General features: G+C 50.5%; 29 protein-coding genes. 17 read left to right on the plus strand and 12 right to left on the minus strand.

The genetic code is table 11. The annotated features are described in order from the left end of the window. Positions 1 to 11: 11 nt before the first annotated feature. The 6 genes from NYE33_RS04680 to NYE33_RS04705 all read left to right on the plus strand — a co-directional run bounded on the left by NYE33_RS04680 (position 12) and on the right by NYE33_RS04705 (position 4,281). Positions 12 to 434 carry a VOC family protein gene (locus NYE33_RS04680; RefSeq protein ID WP_042140530.1) on the plus strand — a complete coding sequence of 141 codons (423 nt, stop codon included), beginning with the start codon at positions 12 to 14 and terminating at the stop codon, positions 432 to 434. Positions 435 to 611: 177 nt separating this feature from the next. Continuing rightward, entirely contained in the window at positions 612 to 1,001 is a 390-nt protein-coding gene (locus NYE33_RS04685) for a hypothetical protein (RefSeq protein WP_042140528.1), read from the plus strand. A gap of 103 nt (positions 1,002 to 1,104) precedes the next feature. Beyond that, positions 1,105 to 2,040 (plus strand): LytTR family transcriptional regulator DNA-binding domain-containing protein, encoded by a 936-nt coding sequence (locus NYE33_RS04690; protein ID WP_042140527.1) that lies wholly within the window; start codon positions 1,105 to 1,107, stop codon positions 2,038 to 2,040. Positions 2,041 to 2,144: 104 nt separating this feature from the next. Continuing rightward, positions 2,145 to 2,990: an ABC transporter ATP-binding protein gene (locus NYE33_RS04695; protein ID WP_042141821.1), complete on the plus strand. Its 846-nt coding sequence runs from the start codon at positions 2,145 to 2,147 to the stop codon at positions 2,988 to 2,990. Beyond that, complete coding sequence (locus tag NYE33_RS04700; protein ID WP_042140526.1) at positions 2,987 to 3,697, plus strand: ABC transporter permease; 711 nt, start codon at positions 2,987 to 2,989, stop codon at positions 3,695 to 3,697. Before NYE33_RS04695 ends, NYE33_RS04700 begins: the two co-directional genes overlap by 4 nt. Before the next feature lie 203 nt (positions 3,698 to 3,900). Further along, positions 3,901 to 4,281, plus strand: coding sequence for a hypothetical protein (locus NYE33_RS04705; RefSeq protein WP_042140525.1), 381 nt, complete (start codon positions 3,901 to 3,903; stop codon positions 4,279 to 4,281). Between the two features lie 76 nt (positions 4,282 to 4,357). Here the strand turns inward: NYE33_RS04705 and NYE33_RS04710 are convergent, their stop codons facing one another. After that, positions 4,358 to 4,903 (minus strand): MerR family transcriptional regulator, encoded by a 546-nt coding sequence (locus NYE33_RS04710; protein WP_042140524.1) that lies wholly within the window; start codon positions 4,901 to 4,903, stop codon positions 4,358 to 4,360. A gap of 461 nt (positions 4,904 to 5,364) precedes the next feature. On the opposite strand from NYE33_RS04710, the gene NYE33_RS04715 reads away from it, so the two are divergent. Next, a complete protein-coding gene (locus tag NYE33_RS04715; RefSeq protein ID WP_076243693.1) occupies positions 5,365 to 5,922 on the plus strand; it encodes an RNA polymerase sigma factor in 558 nt (185 codons plus the stop codon). Continuing rightward, positions 5,919 to 6,863 carry a hypothetical protein gene (locus NYE33_RS04720; protein WP_076243692.1) on the plus strand — a complete coding sequence of 315 codons (945 nt, stop codon included), beginning with the start codon at positions 5,919 to 5,921 and terminating at the stop codon, positions 6,861 to 6,863. Before NYE33_RS04715 ends, NYE33_RS04720 begins: the two co-directional genes overlap by 4 nt. 63 nt (positions 6,864 to 6,926) lie before the next feature. On the opposite strand, the gene NYE33_RS04725 is transcribed toward NYE33_RS04720, so the two are convergent. Beyond that, complete coding sequence (locus tag NYE33_RS04725) at positions 6,927 to 8,081, minus strand: MFS transporter (RefSeq protein ID WP_081970592.1); 1,155 nt, start codon at positions 8,079 to 8,081, stop codon at positions 6,927 to 6,929. 246 nt (positions 8,082 to 8,327) lie between these two features. On the opposite strand from NYE33_RS04725, the gene NYE33_RS04730 reads away from it, so the two are divergent. Together NYE33_RS04730 and NYE33_RS04735 are read left to right on the plus strand one after the other, a co-directional pair. Further along, entirely contained in the window at positions 8,328 to 8,909 is a 582-nt protein-coding gene (locus tag NYE33_RS04730; protein WP_341068592.1) for a TetR/AcrR family transcriptional regulator, read from the plus strand. 41 nt (positions 8,910 to 8,950) lie between these two features. Next, positions 8,951 to 9,958, plus strand: a complete 1,008-nt coding sequence (locus tag NYE33_RS04735) for a phosphotransferase (protein WP_341064896.1) — start codon at positions 8,951 to 8,953, stop codon at positions 9,956 to 9,958. Positions 9,959 to 9,983: 25 nt separating this feature from the next. On the opposite strand, the gene NYE33_RS04740 is transcribed toward NYE33_RS04735, so the two are convergent. Continuing rightward, complete coding sequence (locus NYE33_RS04740; protein ID WP_341064899.1) at positions 9,984 to 10,223, minus strand: hypothetical protein; 240 nt, start codon at positions 10,221 to 10,223, stop codon at positions 9,984 to 9,986. A gap of 309 nt (positions 10,224 to 10,532) precedes the next feature. After that, positions 10,533 to 11,180 carry a glycosyltransferase gene (locus NYE33_RS04745; protein WP_341064900.1) on the minus strand — a complete coding sequence of 216 codons (648 nt, stop codon included), beginning with the start codon at positions 11,178 to 11,180 and terminating at the stop codon, positions 10,533 to 10,535. A gap of 151 nt (positions 11,181 to 11,331) precedes the next feature. On the opposite strand from NYE33_RS04745, the gene NYE33_RS04750 reads away from it, so the two are divergent. Continuing rightward, entirely contained in the window at positions 11,332 to 11,838 is a 507-nt protein-coding gene (locus NYE33_RS04750) for a hypothetical protein (protein ID WP_341064902.1), read from the plus strand. On the opposite strand, the gene NYE33_RS04755 is transcribed toward NYE33_RS04750, so the two are convergent. Continuing rightward, positions 11,831 to 12,307 carry a VOC family protein gene (locus NYE33_RS04755; protein WP_042140516.1) on the minus strand — a complete coding sequence of 159 codons (477 nt, stop codon included), beginning with the start codon at positions 12,305 to 12,307 and terminating at the stop codon, positions 11,831 to 11,833. The genes NYE33_RS04750 and NYE33_RS04755 overlap by 8 nt on opposite strands. Before the next feature lie 161 nt (positions 12,308 to 12,468). On the opposite strand from NYE33_RS04755, the gene NYE33_RS04760 reads away from it, so the two are divergent. The 5 genes from NYE33_RS04760 to NYE33_RS04780 all read left to right on the plus strand — a co-directional run bounded on the left by NYE33_RS04760 (position 12,469) and on the right by NYE33_RS04780 (position 16,156). Continuing rightward, positions 12,469 to 12,891 carry an Lrp/AsnC family transcriptional regulator gene (locus NYE33_RS04760; RefSeq protein ID WP_042140515.1) on the plus strand — a complete coding sequence of 141 codons (423 nt, stop codon included), beginning with the start codon at positions 12,469 to 12,471 and terminating at the stop codon, positions 12,889 to 12,891. Positions 12,892 to 12,936: 45 nt separating this feature from the next. Continuing rightward, the gene (locus tag NYE33_RS04765; RefSeq protein WP_341064904.1) at positions 12,937 to 13,350 is read left to right on the plus strand and encodes a VOC family protein; all 414 of its coding nucleotides are present in this window, start codon (positions 12,937 to 12,939) and stop codon (positions 13,348 to 13,350) included. Between the two features lie 200 nt (positions 13,351 to 13,550). Further along, positions 13,551 to 14,228, plus strand: a complete 678-nt coding sequence (pnuC, locus tag NYE33_RS04770) for a nicotinamide riboside transporter PnuC (RefSeq protein ID WP_341064906.1) — start codon at positions 13,551 to 13,553, stop codon at positions 14,226 to 14,228. Beyond that, a complete protein-coding gene (locus NYE33_RS04775; protein ID WP_341064909.1) occupies positions 14,225 to 15,238 on the plus strand; it encodes an AAA family ATPase in 1,014 nt (337 codons plus the stop codon). Before pnuC ends, NYE33_RS04775 begins: the two co-directional genes overlap by 4 nt. A gap of 27 nt (positions 15,239 to 15,265) precedes the next feature. Further along, positions 15,266 to 16,156 carry an NUDIX hydrolase gene (locus tag NYE33_RS04780; protein ID WP_341064910.1) on the plus strand — a complete coding sequence of 297 codons (891 nt, stop codon included), beginning with the start codon at positions 15,266 to 15,268 and terminating at the stop codon, positions 16,154 to 16,156. Positions 16,157 to 16,220: 64 nt separating this feature from the next. On the opposite strand, the gene NYE33_RS04785 is transcribed toward NYE33_RS04780, so the two are convergent. After that, positions 16,221 to 17,696, minus strand: coding sequence for a DHA2 family efflux MFS transporter permease subunit (locus tag NYE33_RS04785; RefSeq protein ID WP_042140510.1), 1,476 nt, complete (start codon positions 17,694 to 17,696; stop codon positions 16,221 to 16,223). A 267-nt stretch (positions 17,697 to 17,963) separates the two neighbouring features. On the opposite strand from NYE33_RS04785, the gene NYE33_RS04790 reads away from it, so the two are divergent. Further along, on the plus strand, positions 17,964 to 18,416 hold the full coding sequence (locus NYE33_RS04790) for a TetR/AcrR family transcriptional regulator (protein ID WP_336100067.1): 453 nt from the start codon (positions 17,964 to 17,966) through the stop codon (positions 18,414 to 18,416). A 60-nt stretch (positions 18,417 to 18,476) separates the two neighbouring features. Here NYE33_RS04790 and NYE33_RS04795 read toward each other — a convergent pair whose 3' ends face one another. The 6 genes from NYE33_RS04795 to NYE33_RS04820 form a co-directional block, all read right to left on the minus strand. Beyond that, positions 18,477 to 19,856 (minus strand): sensor histidine kinase, encoded by a 1,380-nt coding sequence (locus NYE33_RS04795; RefSeq protein WP_341064912.1) that lies wholly within the window; start codon positions 19,854 to 19,856, stop codon positions 18,477 to 18,479. Next, positions 19,844 to 20,506, minus strand: coding sequence for a response regulator transcription factor (locus tag NYE33_RS04800; protein ID WP_336100069.1), 663 nt, complete (start codon positions 20,504 to 20,506; stop codon positions 19,844 to 19,846). Before NYE33_RS04800 ends, NYE33_RS04795 begins: the two co-directional genes overlap by 13 nt. 29 nt (positions 20,507 to 20,535) lie before the next feature. Beyond that, a complete protein-coding gene (locus NYE33_RS04805) occupies positions 20,536 to 21,294 on the minus strand; it encodes a lantibiotic immunity ABC transporter MutG family permease subunit (RefSeq protein ID WP_076243682.1) in 759 nt (252 codons plus the stop codon). 1 nt (position 21,295) lies between these two features. Beyond that, the gene (locus NYE33_RS04810) at positions 21,296 to 22,024 is read right to left on the minus strand and encodes a lantibiotic immunity ABC transporter MutE/EpiE family permease subunit (protein ID WP_076243681.1); all 729 of its coding nucleotides are present in this window, start codon (positions 22,022 to 22,024) and stop codon (positions 21,296 to 21,298) included. Continuing rightward, the gene (locus tag NYE33_RS04815) at positions 22,017 to 22,733 is read right to left on the minus strand and encodes a lantibiotic protection ABC transporter ATP-binding protein (protein WP_076243680.1); all 717 of its coding nucleotides are present in this window, start codon (positions 22,731 to 22,733) and stop codon (positions 22,017 to 22,019) included. The genes NYE33_RS04810 and NYE33_RS04815 overlap by 8 nt, the downstream gene beginning before the upstream one ends. Positions 22,734 to 22,899: 166 nt before the next feature. Next, positions 22,900 to 23,157 (minus strand): GlsB/YeaQ/YmgE family stress response membrane protein, encoded by a 258-nt coding sequence (locus NYE33_RS04820; protein ID WP_039296107.1) that lies wholly within the window; start codon positions 23,155 to 23,157, stop codon positions 22,900 to 22,902. Positions 23,158 to 23,303: the final 146 nt, after the last annotated feature.

Consider the following 23,303-nt stretch of genomic DNA (forward strand, 5'->3'; position numbering starts at 1 on the left):
GGAATAATCTTATGACGGTAAAACTTACCCCTTACATTACTTTGGAGGGCCGGGTAAAGGAAGCCATTCAGTTCTATGAACAAGCCATCGGCGCACAAGTCCTCTCTATGATGACTTACGGTGACATGCCGGACATACCCGGCACGTTCACAGACGATCTGAGGAGTCTTGTAGCACACGCCAAGCTCAAGGTTGGAGGTACGGAGCTTATGTTATCCGATGCTCCAGGCGGTTCGCCTGCTGGAAACGGAAAACGGGTTACCATCTGCATTACAACGAATGATGTAGAAGAATCCAAGCGGATCTATGAAGCCTTACGGCAGGAGGGCGAGGTCAATATGCCGTTTAAAGAAGAACCCTTCAGCCCGGGGTTTGGTGATGTAACGGATAAATTCGGCGTGACCTTTCAAATATATACGGAGCTTGAAGATTAAATTACGGATAATGAGCTGCACCCGATGAGGGTGCGGCTCTTTTTTGATAGTTGTGGGGTTATTCTTTGTGAAGTCTGAATTTACGTCAGGCGCATGTACACTGGGCATCCGCCCAAGCGCCTTCTCCGCGAATGCATATGATGATTATGCCTACTCACTTGAAAGGAGCGATCACATATGGGATTTTTTCCAACACCGGGAACCGGCGGCGGATTTCCGGGGATTCCGGGAGGACCAGGAGGACCTGGGTTTCCAGGTGGAGGTCCCGGCGGATTTCCGGGCACTCCGGGACCTCCGGGAGGCGGACCGGGAGGCGTTCAGGCGCCGACGTCCCCTCCGCCGCAATTCGTGCCGCAAATGCCGGTTACCACATTCGCCATCGACCCCGGAGGAATCAGACGATGCCTGTTCCGCAACACATACATTTGGCTGAACAATGGCGAGCAATTCTGGTTCTTCCCGATATTCGTCGGGCGCAGTTCAATTGCAGGGTTCCGATGGACCGGTTTCTTCTGGACGTACTTCGGCATTGATCTGAACCGGGTCAGCTCGTTCACCTGCTTCTAATAAGGCAGACAGCGGAAGAGAACAGCATAAGGGCTGTTCTCTTTGTTGCGGTACTTATATAATTGGCATATATATCTATAGCAGCACTGACCAGGAGGACGGTATGCAATTTCAACCCATGTATGAAGGCGGGGAATTATTCCTGCCGGAGATCGAATTCAATATGACACCGGGCCAGCCGGTTGGCATTATAACGGACTTGAAGCGGAAGCAGCTTGTAATGAATCAATTAGCGGAGCATGCCGGGTTTTATTTATTTCGGGTGCAGCAAGGCGAGTACATGCGTTTAACGGTAGAGGAGCTAATCACATTTTTAATTCATGTGTCGGAGAGGCAGGAGCATGCCGCTTCGCTCATGGAGTATTTTGCATTAAAAGAAGAACGGAAGGTAAAGATCAAGGATCTAAGCTCATCCAAAAGGATGTATGTGACCTTGCTGCGCGTCTTTTTTGCACATCAGCCTGCACTTGTCCTGGAGGAACCGTACTTTTATCTGGAAGAGCAGGACCGCCGTCAATTCAAACGGGTTCTGGATGACCTATCGGCAGACAAGCAGATTATAATCCTAACTTCGAATTTAGAGGATGCTCTGATTTCCTGTGATGTCATTTACCGGTTGAATGAGTCCGGATTCCATCCGCTCGATATCCGGGACTCCGAAGAGGACAAGCAGGATGTACATAAACAGGACGAGCCTAATATCACCTTGCAGAAGATCTCTACCAAACGCAATGACAAGGTGATTTTATTTAATCCGCCTGAAATTGATTTTATAGAAAGTGTAGAGGGTTCGATTCTTGTTCATGTGGGCGGGGAGAATTACGATTGTGCGCTGACGCTGACCGAGCTGGAGCAGAGGTTATTGAATTTCGGGTTCTTCAGGTGTCACCGCTCCTACATCGTTAATCTGCAAAAGGTAAGAGAGATTATTACCTGGACGAAGAATAGCTACAGCCTGCGGTTAAACACAAGCCAGGATGCCGTAGTTCCGTTATCCCGCTCGAAATTGCAGGAATTAAAGGCACTGCTGAACATTTAAATGGTACCATTCAGCCGGTTACAGCTACATTTCGGCGGGTTTTGATGGCAGGAAGCGTGCATTCTTTATATATTTATGCCATCAACGCTAAGGATGTGGAGTTCATGGAGGTTATCCAGGTAGAACGTGTCCGCAAGAGCTTTGGACCAAAGGATGCGTTAGCAGATGTATCCTTTTCTATTCCTAAGGGAGAAATTTTTGGGTTTCTCGGTCCGAGTGGCGCAGGCAAAACAACATTAATCAAGATTCTCACGGCACAGCTAAATCCGACAAGCGGACAGGCAAGTGTATTTAACCAGCCGGCGGAGAAGATGCGGCAGTCTGCCCAGAAGATGCGCTTCGGCATTCTGACGGATAACAGCGGCCTCTATGAGCGGTTATCGGTTGAGGAGAATCTGGAGCTGTACCGTAAGTTATACGATCTTCCCAAAGCTGCGGTCGATAAGGTACTGCAGTTTGTGAACTTAAGCGGGGAGCGCAAAAAGAAAGTTAATCTCCTATCGAAGGGGATGCGTCAGCGTGTTATGCTGGCCTGCGCGATTATCCATGAGCCGGAATTATTATTCTTAGATGAACCTACCTCGGCGTTGGACCCGGTGAACTCCGCGCATATTTATAAAGGCTTGCGCTACCTGAATGAGAAAGGGACAACGATTTTTCTGACTACGCATGATATGGCGGAAGCAGAATTGATGTGCAACCGTGTAGCCATTCTGTATCAGGGACAAATTCAGGTTATCGGCTCACCGAAGGAGCTTAAACGGCAGCACCGGAAGCATGCAGTTAGTGTTGACTTAACCAACGGGGAAGCTTATGAGCTTCCAATCGGTGGGGAAACAGCTGATCGGATCGCGGATTGGATGAAGCGGGGGCTCATTGACCGGATCGAGACGAAAGAGCCCAGTCTGGGTGATATTTTCATTAAAATGACAGGAAGTGAGCTGCTATGAGTATCTCATTGAAACGGGCCCGGGCGATATTTGTGAAGGATTACAAAGAGTTCTCGCGCAATTATGCGATCTCCATTATTCTGGTATTTCCCATAGTCTTCGCATTTCTTTTTCGAAGTGCAGGCTCAGCCTTACCTGGAGCGATCGGTTTTCTTCTGAATACATCGTTAGTGATCCTGACGAGTCTGGCACAAGCCTGCCTGATCGCAGAGGAGAAGGAGCGTAACACTTTAAGGTCATTAATGCTGACTCCGGCCACGACCATGGATGTTCTGATCGGAAAAAGCAGCCTGGTTTTTGTCATGTCCGCTGTTGTTCTGGCTATTTCAACGTATATATTGGGCTATGAGCCAGCTAATATAGGAACGTTTACGGCAGCAATCATTCTTTCGATTATTCTATACACAGCAGCCGGTACAATCTGCGGTTTATTCTCCAAGACGGTGCTTGAAGCCTCATTATCTGTACTCCCGGTGGCGTTCATATTCACCGGTGCACCCTGGGGAGCAGTACTGGCCAAGGATTACCCGGTCTTCAAGGTGCTGGATTACATGCCAAGCAGCCAGCTTGTGCATTTGCTGGGTCTAAGCGATACAGGATATACAACGGGAGATGTCTTGAAACCCCTTCTCATTATTTTGGCATGGACGGTTGTATTAACGGTTGTGTCGGTTGTTCTGTATGTGCGGCGGTTGAAGGACGAGTAAGGGAGCTCTGAAGGGACTTTAGCCAGCCTCCGGTGGGTCTTTGGTAGGGCCGAAACAAGCGGCCGGCTGAGACTATACGACGATTATTGTCCAGTTGCAGTTCTGATGTTGTCATAACGGGGCACGCTGGGTAATAAAGATGATTAGAACTTACGAATTTGGCTGAATTTGGAGCAAGAGCCAAGGAAACGGAGGGAAAGATCATGGCGGCACAGACAGTATCAGGCATTAGCTCCGTACAGCCCATAGCGGCCTATGGCGGTACACAGAGTGATGTCAGTTCCCTGGAGAAACAGCGCAACCAGCTGATGATGGAACTGGATAAAGTGAATGCGGCACAGGGAAGTCAGATGCAGACTCCGTACCGGCGGGAGCAGCTGCAGCGGCAAATCCGGCTGCTGGAGTCCCAGCTCGTACTGAAGAGCGGAAGCAGCACCCCTGCCAATTTCGTACCGGCATCTCCGCTTCAGGATCACCTCCCCCTCTGGCGCAATGAAGGAACGGGAGGCTTCAAGGGTATCGGTCTCACCGATCCCCGGACAGCGACGGTGGATGCGGATGGCCATTTCAACGCCTTAATTTAAGCTAGAGAGTGAAGGTGCGGCGAGCGTCTGGTGATGAACCGGGCTTGTCGCACCTTTTTTGTGTGAAGAGGCGGGCCTATAGGAATGGGAAAAAAGAGCGCAATAGACCGCGCTTCCTTGGCGGAGACGTCAGCCTGCCGGCGGCAACCGGATGAAGCTCTTCATACGTGGAGAGGGATTTACTGCCGGGCTTCTGCATCGTTTCCAGCGTTGCGGATAATTGCTTAATCATTACACGCATATCTTCAAGTTCAGCACGCTGCTGGAGCAACTGAATCGAAACCACCTCGTTTGCTTTCTGATCCAGTGCGTGTTCAATATACCCGATCCGGGACCATATTTTATTCATAGGGTCATCGTCTGTATCCGGGCTTAGCTTCTCTTGCAGCGGACCCCTTGGCAGGTTGTCCTTCGTGAGATCCAGATGGATGCCTTCCAGCGCTTCCCCCTGATTAATACGGTCTTTAATATGATTGAGCTGGCTGATCTCCCGCTTCGAGAAGGTATAGTGTCCAAGACGGTCCTTTGGAAAGAAATCGGGGAACATGGCCGCCCAGCGTTTGATCGTAGTCTGGCTAACGGACAGCAGCTCCGCAGCTTCCTTTGTTTTCAGAATTTCCATTTCAATCCCTCCAGTTTAGTAGTCCTTCTATGAGTAATTCGTTGTTCTTTGGCGGCCCCCTGCACAGGTGACAAAGGAAGTGCTGATTCGCTAAGCAAAGTGTTATTACGACTTTTCCTGCTCTCCAGAGAGCAACATCCCGCCAATCATCAGCGACGAGCGGTATCAACCGTTAGCGTGGAGCTCCACGGAGGCGGGCAAGCCGGGAACGTTTACCATTACTGATGTGGGATATGAGGCCGAGTACCTTCCCTCTGTGGCAGGCGCTGGACGCCGAATGATCACCTTTTAAATTGCTCTAAAGAGGCTGCAACCTATAGATAACTTCACAATCCTGGACAGTAAGAAGCTTATCACTTCTTATATGCCAGGGTTTTTTATGAGAGAATTATAGTATTCGTGCAACCCATTTTACGAACTGTCTACTATATAGATAAGAGCTTTTATAAGGAGAATAGCAGATGGAAGATCAGGCAATAGTCCACCTATACTTACAGCGTTCACAGCAGGCCATTGTAGAGACCAAGAATAAATACGGGGCTTACTGCAGAGTAATTGCCCGAAACATCCTTTCGAATCTCTCAGATATTGATGAATGTGAGAATGATACATATTTGGCTGCGTGGAATGCAATTCCGCCAACGATGCCCGGGAAGCTATCTGTATTTCTAGGAAGAATCACCCGTAATATAGCGCTTGATAGATATAGTTATAATACAGCCAAGAAACGCAACCGTCAGTTTGATGCCATTCTAACCGAACTGGAAGGATGCATAGCTTCCCCGGATACGGTTGAAGGTGAATATGAAGCGGGTGAAACCGCAAGCCTGATCAATGAATTTCTATATGGCATAGAGGAGCAAGCCAGAAATATATTTATTAGGCGGTACTGGTATTCAGATTCCATAGAGGAACTTGCTATGAGATTTCAGATGAGCAGCAGTAAGGTGAAGTCCATTCTTTTCAGAACAAGAAATAGGCTTAGAGTTCATTTAGCCAAGGGGGGAGTTCACCTGTGAAAAGAGAAGAGTTATACCGCGAAATCGGACTCATTGATGAAGATTTAATCGAAGCAGCCGGATCGGGCGGAGCGGAGAAAAGGAAGAAGGGCTTTTCTAAAAAATGGGTGGCTCTGGTTGCCTGTCTTGTACTCTATAGTTCAACCGCTTCTGCGTTATTAGCAACCGAATATTATAAGAAGCAGAACGAAGAGCCGTATATCCGTTATCTGAGAGCTGAAGACATGGAGTTACTGCCCGCTCCCAAGTATGATGGGATGAAATTTCTGCAGGCCCTCAAAAGTGATAATGAAGAACATGTATATATTGCTATCAACCGGCTGGTGGAAGGCTTCAATGATCCAAGCTTAAGAGCAAAGGCGTTGAATAAACTTCAGCCGTTTGCACGAAATGAGAATCCCAAAATCGCCGGTGCGGCTGCTTTTGCCATAGATATTCTCTCACAAAGTTACCGGAGTCCGTATATTGTTAAACTGGCAGACGGCAGTATGTTATTTACGTTATTTAATCATTATTCGGATTATGGAAGCCAGAATGTCCTATGGAGGATCAAAGACAATAAGCTGGAGGAATATTCAAGCTTCTCTGCACCCTCTATGTATATCACAGAGATGATTCCTTCCCCCGATAAGAGGTTAGTTGCGGTCGTCACCTGCTCTAATAAAAGTGAATTTGTGCAGATTATTAATGTGGAAGCAGGAAGAACCAGTCCGGAATTAATAGAATCCGCAAGAGTCAAATATGGGGCGGAGCAAGAAATAGACACATGGATCCGCCCGGATTATGAAAATTATAGTGATGCCAGTAACATCGTCTGGAAGGACAATGATACCTTGGAGTTCAAGGGTTCCCTGGCCTATCAGGATACGGAGATTATAGAGAATGTCAGTGTAACGTACCAGTTTAGCAGCAAGGTAATGGAAGTGACCAAACTTAACTAGTCTGCGCAATGCACTGAATATAAGAGAGCCGTGAGCCGCCTGTAAGGGCGGCCTTATATTTATCTATTTAAGGCGGCGGGTTAATGCCCAGAACAGCAAAGCCAGGGCACTGACCATTGCACCTAACAAGCATACTCCGTTCCAGCCTGAGTAAGCATAGATGCTGGTAGATGCGATGGACCCGGTGGCGCTGCCAATGGAATAGAAAATCATGTAACCGGCAGTAAGCCTGCTGCGTGCCTCCGGGTGCAAATTAAGAATCATGCTCTGGTTGGTGACATGCACAGCTTGTACTGCCAGATCAAGAAGGATAATACCTGCGACTAATGAGGGAAGCGAATGCTCCGTATAACTTATGGGCAGCCATGACAGAAGCAGCAGAATCAATGCAGCGCCAGTAGTCCTCTGCCCTAAACCCCGATCGGCAAGACGGCCTGCCCGCGCTGCTGCCAATGCTCCAGCCACTCCGGCGAGTCCAAACGCGCCAATTGCAGTGTGGGATAGAGACAGCGGCGGAGCGCTGAGCGGCAGCACCAGGGAAGTCCATAATATGCTGAACGCGGTAAAAATCAGCAGAGCCAGTACAGCGCGGATGCGCAGAATTCGCTCCTGTGCGAATAACGTGAACAGCGAACGCAGCAGCTGCAGATAGGACAAGGCTTCTCTTGAGGGCTCATCCTTGGGCAGCACCCGAAACAATACGCCAGCCATGATTAGTGTTAATCCCGCAGAGACCAGGTAGACAGAGCGCCAACCGGCTACATCCGTCAATACACCGGCGAACGTCCGTGCAAGCAGAATTCCAATAACGATTCCGCTGGTTACCACGCCCACGGTACGTCCGCGCTCAGCCGGGTCTGCCAAAGTTGCCGCGAAGGCAACCAGTGTCTGTGTGACTACGGCAAGCAATCCAACCGCAGCTATGCTTATGAATAACACCCTGCTGGTAGGGGCGGTGCCAACCACAATCAGAGCCAGGACGGATATTAGCATCTGTCCGGCGATCAGCCAGCGCCGGTTCAACAAATCACCGAGGGGCACCAGCAATAGCAGTCCAAGCGCGTAACAGACTTGAGTAATGGTAATAACAAGGCCAACGGAGGAAGGAGTAATCCCGAATTCTTGTGAGATAGCGTCCAGCAGGGGCTGCGCATAATAAATATTGGCGACTGCCAGTCCGCAGGCGATGGCAAATAAGAGCGCAACACTCCGGGACATTGGAGATACTGGAGCAGATTCGGATGCTGCATGCGGTTGTTCGACTACCTTTTCCAAAGAGACACCTCCTTAAATTCTATGTGGGCAAGAGATTTCATACTGAACGGTATAAAATAATCCCTGATAAATGTAACTCTGATAAATGATAACTGTCAAGATCTATTGCATAATCTCAATTAGATTGACAATGCAATCTGTGAACAATAGAATTATAATATACTGAACGATATGAAAAGAGGGGTTATATTGGCCCGGCAACGTGAATTTGATGAAGACAAGGTGTTGGATGCAGCGATGCAGCTATTCTGGGAGAAAGGATTCGAAGCTACCTCTTTGAGCGATTTGACTTCAAGAATGGGCATTCAGCGCCCCAGCCTATACTCCGCCTTTGGAGATAAAAAAGGACTATTCGAAGCTGCGCTGCGCAAATATACGAGTGCTCACGCTGCCTCTATCCGGGGTAAACTCCAGACTAATTCTTCTGTTAAAGAGGCATTCCGCAGTTTTTTTGAGAATCTGGTGGCAAAGGAATATGGGAAAGATCCGAACTGGGGATGCTTTTGCCTCAACTCGATGGTGGAGCTTGCGCCTCATGATGAGAAATTTGCGATCCTGACCAGAGAACATCAGATGTATCTCTCGGTAATCTTCCAGGAAACGGTTGAACGGGGGTTGCGTTCAGGTGAGCTTGATCCCGGCATTAACGCAAAGAGTCTGGCGCAGACACTGGTCATATCATTAATCGGACTGACTGTGTTCATGAAATCCCGGCCTGAGCGGGCCTTTGTTGATAGTTCTGTCAGAGAAATATTGACATTGTTGAGATAGAATCATGAATAGGGGAATCTGATTAGAGGGGTTGGCTTAGAATGCTGCTGATGACTGAGGACCAATTAATTGGCGAGATCGCAGGCTGGCTGAGGAAGCATTTTGAGGCTGAGCTGCTGTCTGCCGGGCGTGTGAATCGCGGACTAATGAACGAGAAGTGGATCATCGGGACGAATAAGGGACGGCTATTCGCCAAAAGCTATCACCCCGGGCGGTTCAAGATGGAGGATCCGGAGTTTCGCGGCAAGATTGAGAATGCGCTGCAGCTGCAGCTCCTGTGGTATCAGTCGGGAGGACCGTGTCCCGAGCCGTTAACGCTGGAAGGGCGCTGCATGCACATCCTGCCCTGCGGAAGATACATGACCGTCATGACATGCTGTCCGGGTGCTATGGTACCCGCCGGCAGAATCGGTGAGCAGGGAATGCATTCACTCGGACGGGCTGCTGCGGATATGCATACCGTCTGGGGTACCGCGGCGGCATCGGGGGTCGGGGCAGCAGTGCCGGCGGGTGAACCGGCCTGGCAGTTGTCGCGCGAGGAGATGGAGCTCGCCTGGGAGGTAAGCTGGGAGGCAGCCCGCAGCTCGTCCGGGCGTGTCCGGGACGCGCTGCAATTACAGAAGGCGGTTACTGATTCACTTGGAGATCATGACTTTATGCCTCTGACAGCGGGCTGGGCCCACCTTGATCTGTGGGCGGACAACCTGCTGTTCGAAGGGGATGCGCTGACAGCCATCGTTGACTTCGACCGGGCACGCTACTCGTTTCCGGCGCTGGACCTCGGGCGGGCGGTCCTCTCCGGCACACTCGGCGGGAGCGGATTCCGCAGGGATGCGGTTGCTGCTTTCGCTGAAGGCTACCGTAGTGTACACCCGCTGCCGCCGGGCGCTCTTTTGCGGGCAGTCAAGTATGTCTGGTGCATCGAGTCGCTCTGGTGGATCAAGCCGCCGCTCGATTCGTCGAGCAGGGTCCCTGCCCGCTTTGCCGAAGAAATGATTCATACTGCGGAGCATTGGGATCAGCTTGATACACTTCTTGGGGATATTTAGCTGGGTGCAGGTTAATCCGGAGGGATTAACCTACACCGTCACTTTCCAACAAGGAATAGAAATTATCGCGGTCCTCGTCATCAAATTGGCCAAGCGTACGTACCCGGACAAGCTCGTGACCCCCATACAAATCTATTTCCTCACCAAAATTATTGTAGAGCGCAATCATATGGCCCTCCTGATTCAGCTCCATGTATCCGTAACATTCATGCTCAGGCTTTTGACCGTAAAGGACCACAAATCTGATTATATCCACGCTGTTCATGCACAGCACTTCCTTTCTATGGTACATAATTAGGCTTGTAGCAAATTTTACGTGAAGCCGGACGAATTGGAAAAAGCAGTCACGGTCCCCATACCCGCAAATCCATTCATACTTGGTAAATTTAGGGGGGCATACCCCGCAATGCCGCTCCCACACAAATTATTTCTTGACGGGATGGGATTAGGGGATTAATATATCGTGCCAGTTCACTCTGTTCCTCTGCTATGGCTAAACACAGAAAAAAGCTTTCCACAATCCCCTTCCGGGCGATCATGAAAAGCATTGTGCAAACATTGTTTATTACGCTCCCTAGAATTTCTCCGGGAACTGCTTGATAATGCCTGATGACAGAACATCCGCTAAATGAATCATATGGACCTCATTCTTGTCGGTTGCGGCAATATCTGCTTGCCAGTCTCCCTTGAGGCAGCTCAGCACAATGTCTGTAACTAACTGAAGGTGTGTATACAGCATCTCTTGCACCGCTTTAAACGGCCAGTTTGGATTCAATGCGCTTAAAAAAGTTGCAATCTCATCGGCATTCTTATGCCAATCGTCCTGCAGCTTCTTCACATCAGCCTGATTGCCCGCTTTGGCGGCTGCTACAATCTTGCCTGCAATCCCAATATGCTCTTTCAACAGCTCCGCCAGCTTATTGCCTGCAGCCTCCCCGTAATACGGTTTGAATACATCGCCAATGTCCTGCTGGTTTCTCAGCAGCCGGTTCAGTACGTCCTTCTGGTCCGGGTTATTAGAGATGGCACTGACAATATAGCTTCGCGTCCATATGGTATGGTCAATCCATACCTTCTGCATATCGCTTTTCAGCTGAACCATCTTGGGGCTGAAGCAAACCGCTTCTTTCTTGTCGTCAGCCTGTGCCTGTACGGGTCCTGCTGCTTGCGTCAAGGTGAGCATGAGCACCAATGTTAACGCCAGCAGCCATTTGTTTTTCAAATTCATCTGCTCCTTTATGTGTGCGAATGAAATGGCTTGTATTATTATGGCTGAAGCGGATGGTTATATGCAGAGAAGACTTGTCCACTCCTCTTTTTACAAATATTATAGATTCATGATCTCATTCTGAAAGGGTCAGGCAGGTGGAGCTATGGGCCGCACTAGAATCGTCTTTATAGGTATTGCAGCTGCAGTGATAATTGTGGCGTTAGGGGTGATCATTAACTATAACCATTCCAGCACGAAATATAATGTTTACAGGGATCATCGTGAGCTGTTTGAGGCTGTGAAGGATGAGACCGGGCTTCTTATGACCAGCCGCGATAACCGGAGTGATATAGGAAATACCTTTATCTATTCGAATAACGGAAATGCTGTGGGCCATCAGTTCCTGGATGGTGCGAATGCGGATCTGCAGGACAAGGTAGGACAGATTATTGCGGTATCAGAGGACAAGCTGAACTTTCTTAGATACAGCAGACAGAACGGGAAGAGCTTTATAAGGTTCGTGTTTGACTGGGAAGGCGAGAACGGCAACACCTATCATATCGTGTATTGTGACAGTCAGGATCTGGTCGAGAAGGCTTACAATGAGGAGCCTGCTAACTACAAGCTGGATCAACTGGCGGATGGCTGGTACGGGATAGAGATCAAGTGATCTTGCTCTGGGTAGGGTTAAATCCGGACCTGTCAAAATCAACCTCTTCAATAAATTCGATAATTTCCCCGTTAGGGCTGTGAACGAGCGCGTTCTTCACCAGCAACGGCGGTTCGCCAAGTGACAGGGTATCCGGTTCTACGAAAGTCCTTGCTCCGTGAGCAAGGGCTTTTTGATATATTTCCTCCACATTATCTACATAAAAGGCAAAATGCAATAACGCTCCGTGAGCTATCTCTTCTTCGGATGAAGCTTTCTTTCCCTGAGCAGGAATCACGGCATCGTTATCAAAAATTTCAAGGCAGGTTCTGCCGTCCGGTGAAATCAGCATCGAAGCTTCCTGGATGTGAAATGAGGGCAGACTCCAGTGATGGCCCCGCTTAAACCCCAGAACTCCGGTATAAAATGCAATAGTCGCTGTATAATCTCTAGCTTGGATCGCTACATGTGCCAGACCTTTTACGCCCATCTCATTACCGCCCCCTTATCTGATATAGGTTAATTATAGGTAAAACAAAGCTTGAAATACATGTAAATAACAAGGGATTTATAGTAATATGGGCTTATATTATGAGGTATTTCAGATAATTTGGTTTATTAACTAAGGGGGTGTTCAGGATAGATAATCTTATGGATGACATTGATACAAAAATCATGACCTTACTGCAGTACAACGCACGAATGTCAGTAGCTCAAATCAGTAAAGAGGTGGCCATGTCGCAACCTTCGGTGAAAGAAAGAATGATGAAGCTGGAGGAAAAGAATATCATTTCCGGCTATGTCACTACGTTTAGTCTGCGGGAGCTGCACCGGGGGACGACAACCTTTATCCTATTAAAGACGGAGCATTGCCACGAGCTCACTGACTTTTGCCGGGAGGCTATTGAAGTAACGGACTTATTCCGTATCAGCGGAGAATATAATTATCTCATGAAGGTGCAGACTGCATCGATTGAAGAGCTTGCAGAATTTCAGGATTCGCTGATTAAGTTCGGTCCTTCCAAGTCGCATATCAGTCTGAAGAATATACTGGAGAACAGGGTTTTGCTGTAAGAGTTATTAATATTCCCGGATAAAACGAAAAGGTGGGATTATGGCATGAGGATGAAATTAGAGGGGATTACTGTATTGGCGCTGGATGTTGCCGTATTAACCGGCTTTTATCGGGATGTGCTGGGGTTTAAGATTGTTGTGGAAGAGGAGCATTATGCTGAATTTGAGAATGAGGGAGTTCGTCTGGCGGTCTTCTCGGCACCCCTAATGGCAGACAACACGAATGGCCATCATTCTTTCTTGGAAGAGCGAAAGGGACAAGCCTTCGAGCTCAATTTCGAATGTGATTCTCCCGAGACGGTCCGCGTAAAGTATAATGAATTTGTTGCAAAAGGGGCTACAGGGATAACTGCACCGAAGGTGATGTCCTGGGGGCACACTACGGGATTCTTTGCAGATCCGGAAGGCAATATTCATTCCCTCTTTGCGGTTAACCCCGTTAGAGCAGAGAATACCTGAGAGACCCGGCTTGGAGAACCATAGCACAGCAGACCGCTATCCAAACAGGAGGGCGGTCTATTTCTATTTTTTGGCGAGAGGAGAATCGGGCTTGCATCCTGCCGCAGTTTCTGTTATCTTGATATTAACAAAATGTAATTATCAAAATGTTAATAAGTTAATCCCATCAAGAATAGGTGCAGAAAGCGGAGGGATGCAGCGTGAAGAGGATTACGGGGAATTGGAATGGGTTCGAAATCGTCTGGCTGGTTATATTTACTTTGATTGCAATCGGTTTTACAATTGTTTCCAAGGATTCGTTTCTTGGGTTCACGGTCTTTATTACCGGGGTGCTGTGCGTGGTGCTTACGGCGAAGGGAAAGCTAATGAGCTATGCCTTTGGGATGTATAACACCTTCGGCTACGCCTACCTGGCTTATATTAACGGATTATTCGGAGAGGTTATGCTGAATCTGCTATTCTTCGTGCCGATGAATGTCGTAGGCTTCTATATGTGGAAGAAGAATATGCAGAGCGGCAAGCTGTCCATGCGTCAGATGGAGGCCAAAGGCATGCTCCTCACGATGGCAGTCTGTATTTCCGGGGCGCTGCTGCTGGGGTATAGCCTGTCGTTGATCCCGGCGCAGAACTCGCCTTATATTGATGCCATCACGACCGTGTTATCCGTAGTGGCCACGATTCTGATGGTGCGGAGATTCAAGGAGCAGTGGCTGGTCTATATTGTGCTGAATCTGTTCACGGTGCTGCTCTGGGTGATCCGGACGGTGGAGGGCAGTGGTGAAGGTCTGCTGATGATCGTCATGTGGAGTGCCTATCTGGTTAACGCGGTATACGGCTACTATAACTGGAACAAAGGGGTTAAGGAGGCGCTGGCATGAAGACACTTGGATTAACCCTGGGGAAGTTCGCTCCGCTGCATAAAGGGCACCAGCTCATGATCGAAACGGCGCTGCAGGAGGTCGATGAATTGATCGTGGTGATCTATGAAACGTCCGTCTCTCCGGTCCCGCTGCATATCCGGGCGAACTGGATACGCAGGCTGTATCCCTCATCGGTGCGGGTAATTGAAGCGTGGGATGGTCCGGACGGGTACTCCGATGACCGTGAGCATGAGATCCGGGAAGAACAGTATATTCTCGGGCTGCTGAAGGGCGAGCAGGTGACTCACTTTTACTCCAGCGAGTTCTATGGCAGGCATATGAGCATTGCCCTGGGCGCCATAGACCGGCGGGTGGATGAAGCACGTCAGCAGGTGCCGGTATCGGCCACCATGATCCGCTCTGATCCTTTTAAATACCGGCAATATGTAAGCGGCATTGTATACCGGGATCTAATTACGAAGGTTGTGTTTGTAGGAGCGATGTCTACCGGCAAATCGACGATTACTGAAGCGCTGGCGGAACAGTATAGGACGGCTTTTGCCAGCGAGTTCGGGCGGGATTATTGGACGGAGCATCAGGTGGACCGCCGGATCGGCATAGAGGCTTTTGACGACATTGCCGTGGGCCATATCAAGCGGGAGGAACAGGCGTTACTGGACGCTGACCGGTATCTGTTTGCCGATACGAATGCGATTACTACTTATATGTACGCCCTGGATTACCACGGCCGGGCTCCGGAGCTGCTAACCCGGCTGGCGCTGGAGAATGCACAGCGGTACGATCTGTTTTTCCTGTGTGACGACGATATTCCTTATGACGATACTTGGGACCGCAGCGGGGACCAGAAACGGCATGTTTTTCACAAGCAGATCATAGCAGATTTGAAGGAGCGGCGGATTCCCTACATTACGCTTAGGGGGACGCTGGAAGAACGCATGCGTAAGGTAGACGATGTACTTGCGAAGTTCAAGCCTTATGGGAACTACTTCGGAGAGCTGCAGCACTAGAACAAAGAATCGGGGAGGCGGAGACGCTTGGAATTGTTAGATCGTAATGGACTTACAGAACGTGAATTTCTGGAGCAATACCGGGCGGGGGATTATGAGCGGCCTTCGGTAGCGGCGGATATGGTGGTTTTTACGGTCATGGACAAGGAGGCAGACGACTCTCTCAAGCTCCCGGACAAAGAGCTGCGCATTCTGCTCATCCGCCGGGGAGGGCATCCCTGCCTGGGATGTTGGGCGCTGCCGGGCGGCTTCATCCAGCCGGATGAGACCGGGGAGCAGGCGGCTGCGCGTGAACTGTATGAGGAGACCGGCGTTGCTGATGTATACCTGGAGCAGCTCTATACCGTTACCGATCCCGGCCGCGACCCCCGTACCTGGGTGATGAGCAGCAGCTATATGGCCTTGATTGACAGCAGCCGGTTCCAGCTGCAGGCGGGAGATGATGCCGAAGACGCGGCCTGGTTCACGGTAAGCTACCGGCTTCTAGGAGAACACAAAGAGTTGCTGGAAGAAGGATACGTCAGAACCTTTACTTACGAGCTTAAGCTGGGTGCCGGAGAAGGAGAGCTGACAGCGGTTATAGACCGGAGGGTGACAGCCAAGCCGGCCTCCAGATCAGTCACTTACTCTATCCAGTCCAATGAGGGGCTCGCTTTTGATCACGGGAAAATTATTGCCCGCGCCATCGAACGGCTGCGCCAAGAAACGGAGCAGACCGGCATCGCGCTGCACTTAATGCCTAAGCTGTTTACCTTAACGGAGCTGCAGCAGGTTTATGAGGTGATTCTGGACAAAGAACTGCCGGAGGCTGTCCTCCGGGACAAGCTGGCGGGTCTGGTGGCTGAGACTGACCACTATACGGACAATACACTGCAGCATGCTTCCCGCTTGTACCACAGGAATTGGGAAGAGGACTGATAGAGAAGCACTTCTTCAACGTACTGAAGAGGTGCTTCTCTATTCGTTGTGATCACAAGCCCGGTTACAGCAGAGGATCTTCCTTGCTGGCTGCATTCGCTTTTTTATCGGGCAGCAGCTTGCTTTTCACCGGCATGAATAAGGTGATTACAAACGCGGCGGCAGCTAGAATCATCATGAAGTAATAGGCGTCACTTGCCCCCAGCATCGAGGCCAGGGATTTAAGGTGCTCAGCTGTAGTAGAAGGGTTGCTGCGCAGGACTGTTGCTGCATGACTTGTAGTCTGCGCGGTATAGATCGTAATGACGACAGCCGTACCAATGGCCCCGGCGATCTGGCGCACGGTATTATTCACGGCGGTGCCATGCGTACCCAGCTGCCTCGGCAGTGCGTTGAGTCCGGCTGTATTGAGCGGCATGGTAATGAAGCTTAGGCCAATCCGCAGTCCAATGGTACGAATCATCAGATACGTATATGTTGTAGATTCCGATAAATCGGTTACCGCCCACATTGCCGGAATAATAAACAGTAAACCAATGATGAACAGCGGCTTCGCGCCGAACCGGTCATATAATTTGCCGGTAACGGGGGACATGAACGCATTGACAAGCGCGCCCGGCAATAATAACAGTCCTGCATCAAAGGGGGTGAAGCCGCGTCCCTTCTGCAGATAAATAGGCAGCAGGATCATATCCGCGTACATCATCATGGTAATTAATACGTTAATGAGGGAAGTTAAGGTAAAGACTTTATTCTTGAAGACCGACAGGTTCAGCAGCGGATCATCCGACTTGATTTGCCGGACACAGAATAGGGCCGTTACAGCGACTCCAACCGCCAAAGTCAGGATCACCACCGCATCGCCCCAGCCTTTACTGCCTGCACTGCTGAAGCCGTATAGAATAAGACCGAACCCGATCGTCGATAAAAGAACACTTACTACGTCAAGCTTCGACTTGGCCGTATCGGATACATTCACCAGATACTTGAAGGCCAGCACGATAACAATGAGGACAAGCGGGATGAGACCGATAAATAACCAGCGCCAGGAGTGATATTCTACAACAAATCCCGAGAGCGTCGGACCAATCGCAGGAGCGAAGATCATCGCCAGCCCGAGCAGTCCCATCGCACTGCCGCGCTTCTCAACCGGGAAGATGGCGAGCACAACACTCATCAGGAGCGGCATGATAATCCCAGCACCGGCTGCCTGAATCATCCGGCCGATCAAGAGCACACTGAAGCTTGGTGCTGCTGCACAAGTTATAGAGCCCATCAGCAGAAACAACATGGCACTCAGAAATAATTGCCGTGTTGTGAAACGTTTCATTAAATAGGCTGTGGCCGGAATCAATATCCCGTTGACCAGCATGAAGCCTGTTGAAATCCATTGTACGGTGGTTGCCGTGACATCGAATACATCCATCAGACTGCTTAAAGCGACATTCAATAACGTCTGATTAAGGGTAGATAAGAAACAGCCAAAGATTAAGATGGTCAGTAAAATCCCTTTATTTATGGTCTTGGATTCTTCTTGCATAGCGTAGGCCTCTCTTCATTGCTTTTTCAACACAGTGTCAATAAAATGAATCATATCAGGATTTAGGCGTTAATCCTATTTGCAGTTTCCATAGAAGTGTCGACTAATCGACAGTCTGGGCGAATGCGTTGATGAAGTGCCAAATAAACGAGTTAGAGGGATGAAATGCCAGAACACAAAAGGGTTGATCCAAGAACCATCCGTTCGAAAAAGATGCTGAAGGATGCTGTTTTTTCATTGTTGGCCGATAATGTGGAGATATCTCAATTGACTGTCAAAAGAATCGCCAGCCGCGCCGAATTGAACCGGGCAACGTTTTATTTGCATTATGAGGATATTAATGATCTGCTGCGCCAGCTGGTTCATGAGATCTTTGATGAGCTGTCCAAGAAGGTGGAGCCGTTATTACAGGTGAAAGGCAGCAACGAACAGCAGCAGCTGGTTATCTTTTTGAATTATTTCTATGAGTACCGGAAGGTTCTTGCTGTATTGGTGGAGCATAAGGGCTTCGCCAACCACTTGAGCAGCCTGCTCAAGAATACGATCGAGAAACGGCGGAACGCCAGAAATATAAGCGCCGCCAGGGAAGTGGCTTCCGTTGATATTATTACAGCTTCTTTGCTGGGGATTATCATGTGGTGGATTAAGGAGGGTACAGAGTATAGCGCGGAGTACATAGCGGGGCAGATTACTCTGGTGTATAAGAGAAGGTATATTTGACGGGCGGCTGGCGGCTAAAAAGGGGATTAAACCAAGCAACCCTAATTCTCTCAAGGAGAATCAGGGCCGCTTGGTTTGTGAAATGCTCAGGGTCACCTTCCCTCCGCCGGCGGGAGATACATTATCCAGACTAAGGCTGCCCCCGTGCTGCTCGGCCACAGACCGGGCGATGTAGAGCCCCATCCCGTGATGGTTGCCGGAGCTTCGGCTCCCGTCGCCCCTGTAGAACTGATGGGTTGCTTCTTTCAGATCGGCCTGCGAGAAGCCGCGGCCGGTATCAGTAATCATGAAATGAACAGCATCAGCACCGCCCTGCACGAGCAGACCGATGCTTCCCTGCGGAGGTGTATGCTCTGCCGCATTCGCGAGCACGTTAACAATCCCCCGCAGCAGCAGCTCTTTATTAATGAAGAGGAACTCGGGCAGGTTCTTCTTCTGGACAGAGGTATGCAGATTCTTCCCGGAGGAGAGGGCCTTCAGCTGCAGCTCCAATTCTTCAATAATTTCCCCTGTTGGCACAAGAGATTCCCGGCGCTCCGCCCCAGCCTGCAGGCTGGACAGATCAATAACCTCCTGTACGAAGGCTTCGATGTCCCCGGCGCTGCGGAGAATATAGCTGTTATACTCCTGCTGGGCATCATCCTGTGAGGTCTCCTGCAGCAGCTCTGCGTTTCCCCGGATGATGGTGAGCGGTGTCTTAATGTCGTGGGCCAGCGCGGAAATCTGTTCTCTGCGGGAACGTTCCAGCTCCCACTGCCGCATAAGCGAGGTATTCAGGGCTTCCTTCATCCGGTCCAGGGAGGCCAGCACCTCATCGATCTCGCGGATTCCGGAGGGCTTAATGGTGAACTCCAGATTCTCACGCTGGATGTGCCCGGTCGCTTCCTGCAGCCCGGCCATTTTCTTCGACAGTCTGCTGCCGAACAGAGCGGCGAGCAGGGCGGCCTGGAGCAAAACACCGAAGATGAAGAGGAGGATGGCCAGCAGCTGGGGATTCGGCAGATAGCTGCGCAGCAGGGAAGAGGCGTACTGCGGCGTTAAGCTATACCGGAATATCCAGATTTCCTGCCCGTGCCGGGCGGTTGTATAGAAATGAGAGCCCTGGCTATCCCCATGCTGCACGATCTCCCAGGTATGTATTGCTTCCTGGCGTTTCAGGTTACCGGCGAGCAGCTCTCCATCTCCGGTGAATACGGTATAATCCACCCGGTCCGGAACCATCTGCGGCGTTACTGCTTCGCTTGAGGCCAGCCGTTCCTTGAACGCTGCAATCTCCTTCTCGGCATAGTTTGCAGGCAGCACGGCATCCCAGGCAAAAGCCAGTGTGAACAGGCCGAGCAGCACGCCCAGCAGCAAGATCGTTCCCAGGCTTAAGAACAGAAGGTATTGCAGGAAAAAGGTGCGAAGGCGTACAGTTTTGGTTAATTTTACAGCTTCCACTTATATCCGATCCCCCAGATGGTCTCAATGACATCCATTCCATATTTGCTCAGCTTGGCCCGGATATTCTTAATATGCTCCGTAATAGCGCTGCTGTCGCTTTCCCCGTCATACCCGAAGACCGCTTCATAGATATGTTCCTTGGAGAAGACCTGTCCGCGGCTGCGGGCCAGGAATTCGCAGATTTCATATTCGCTTTTGGTCAGAGGCACCTTGTCCGCCTGGACAAACAGCTCTTTGCCGGAGAGATTGAAATGTATGTTCTCCAGATACAGCACCTTCCGCTTCTCCCTGCCCTCCCGCCTGAGGTGGGCATCAATCCGTGCCCGCAGCGCCCCTATACCAAAGGGCTTCACAATATAGTCATCTGCCCCGAGGCCCAGGCCGTACATCAGATCGCTTTCCTGTGTTTTGGCCGTTAAAAAAAGAATGGGGCAGTCCACTGCCGCGCGGATCTCCCGGCAAAGGGTAAAGCCGTCCACCCCCGGCATCATGACATCCAGCATAATAAGATCATACGCGCCAAGGTCGGACTGGCGTACCTGGGTGGAATCAGAGATCACCGTCACCAGATGCTGATCCGTACGGAGTGCATTGCGAATCAGCGACAGGATGGCGGGCTCATCGTCTACTACGAGTATTTTGGCCATATTCATTCCCTCAATTATAAGTTGTAGGTCTAATTCTCCGTTGATCGTCCTTCCCAGCGCCTGAACCATAAGAGGCATAGCAGGGAAGCGGTGATTGTTCCCGGTATGCAGACCGCAATTCCGGTATTCAGGCCGGATACGGCAGGGGATAACGTGATACCGGAAGCGTGGATTGTCCATAAAGAGATGAAGCGGACACCCCAGGCGAAGGGGATATAGGGCCAGATCGAATCGCCCAGTCCTGTGAGCATTAAGGCGGACACCAGACTTCCCGCCAGCCCCGTTCCAATAGAAGCCCCCCGGCCAAATTGCAGGCTGGCTGTCAGATGAAGCAGGTATAGAAATATATTGCTCCCGAACAGAATAACTGCCCCGGTGAGGTAAAAGGGTAATCCCAGTCTGTCCTGCTGCAGAATCTTGCTAAAGCCCAGGCCAAAGAGGCTGTAAGCGAACAGGACGGCTCCGAAGCCAAAACACAACAGGAGCAGCAGCTTACTTATATAGGTTGTGATTCTGGCCGCAGGCATAGCAAGCATTCCTTGATACTGTCCTGCATTCGCTTCCTGTTCCGCCGCCATGGAGCAGACGAGCCCGATCAGGGCAGGAAGGGCACAGCCCAGAGACTGCATGAATGCCAATGCCTTGTCTGAGGCGCTCCATGGGGAGTAAGAATAGTAGGCCAGGAACACGGCAGCTCCGGTTAAGGGGGCCAGCAGATGAATCAGCAGAAACGGTGTGTGCCGGGTTTTGAGCAGATCCGCCCGCAGCAATCCCAGTAGTGTGGCCATGTTACTTCGCCTCCTGCTTATGGAACCATAGTGCAGTAAGCAGGAACAGTAATCCGAACCAGACCAGGGAGACCAGCACATCAGCCAGAATCATGTCTGTGCTTCTCAGCGGACTGTCCGCCGGTACCGGGAGGCCATTCGGCAGAATGGACAGCACCGGGCACATGAGTCTGAAAGTAATCGTATAGGGGATGTAATCCCACAGTCCTCCGGCATCGAAGGTAACCACGCCCACGACAGTACCGAACATATTAAGCAGAACAGCGGCGAATAATCCGAGCCGTGCGGCCAGGAACAGACACAGTGGAATCTGCCACAGAAACGTAATGAAGATCAGCGCGCTGCCGGCCAGGCTGTTCAGCAATGGAATGGTCTGGCCAAACAGCATTCCCCCTGCTGTAATGCCAATCAGGAACAGGAGGAGAGCAGCGGACAGCCACTGCGCACAGGCGATGATTTTCCCGGCCCAGAGGATCTTCGGATCGACGGGAAGTGCCAGCAGTCCGCGGTATTTCATCTTGGCATCCTTATGCAGAGCCAGTGAACAAGTGAGTGTCAACGCCCCCGGCAAGAGCATGGTGTACCACCAGTTATAAGCCCCGGTCTGAAAATAGCTTCCTCCCATTAGAATGGCACACAGCAGCATCGTGAATACAGGGGCGATCCAGACCAGACTGGGGATGAAGGTGCGCCGCCATTTTAAACGTTCAGCCCTAATATGATTAAGCATGAGGCGCAACCTCCCTCCGGCCTGCTGCTGCCACCTGCATGAACAAGGCTTCCAGCTCTTGGCCGTGGGGAATGGCACCCTGATATCCCAGCACTCCGCCGGCGATAATCCCGATCTGATCCGCTACCTGTTCGACCTCGGAGAGCATATGACTTGAGAGAATGACAGTGATTCCCTGCCCGGGGAAGGAACGGATCAGCTCCCGCAGCTCCTGAATCCCGATAGGGTCAAGCCCGTTGGTCGGTTCGTCCAGAATGAGCAGCTCCGGCTGGTTCAGGAGTGCAATCGCGATGCCGAGCCGCTGCTTCATCCCCATGGAGAACTGTCCGGCACGCTTCTTCCCCGTCCGGGCCAAATCCACGGTGGTGAGCACCTCTTCGATCCGGGACTGCGGCAATCCGAGGGCAAGTGTACGTACCTTGAGATTCTCACGGGCGGTCAGGTTCTCATATAACGGCGGCGCCTCAATCAGTACACCAATTCTGCGTAAGTCCTTCCGGGTCCAATCATGCCCTTGAATGCGGATGCTGCCGGAATCGGGGCGCAGCATGCCTGCGAACATTTTGAGTGTTGTTGATTTGCCGGCGCCATTCGGACCAAGCAGTCCATAGATCGAGTTGCGCGGTACCGCAAGTGATACATTGCTCACAACGGTTTGATGCTTGAAGCTTTTGCACAGATTCTCGGTTTCCAGAATAATGTCTTGCATAGTATATCATCCTTTCTATCTCCACAGTCTAAGAGGAGATTCTAAGGATTCTATAAGGATAACGGAGGGTTCCCCCGCAAGAATGAAGGGTTATGCATGACAGAGACCCTCCCCGGTACTGCAGGAGGGTCTCTGTTATGAAGCTGAAGCTAGAGCCGGCGGGATTCTAACGTTTCCGGAATGCGCCCCCGCGGGCCAGTGCAAAGAATATCAGTAAGGCGATAATTGAACCAACAATGGCTGGAATGATATGGAATCCACCAACAACGGGCCCCCTCGGCCCCAGCAGCTCGGTACCCAGCCAGGAGCCGACAAAGCCGGCAATGATATTTCCCAGCACGCCTCCTGGAACATCGCGTCCAATCAGATTGCCGCTTAGCCAGCCGATAATTCCGCCGATAATCAACACCCAGAGCAGATACATTGATTTGTCCCCTTTCCAGTGGTTTATTCAAGGTATGTTAGGAAAGGGAATAGGTGAACTGCTTATTGAATAATTTTTTTGGTTTTCGCCCTGACTATGAACTTCATAGCTTGTGCGGTTAACCCTATAATGTAGTGTTAATATTA

This window comes from Paenibacillus sp. FSL R10-2199 (assembly GCF_038000235.1).
GTDB lineage: Bacteria > Bacillota > Bacilli > Paenibacillales > Paenibacillaceae > Paenibacillus_AQ > Paenibacillus_AQ phytohabitans.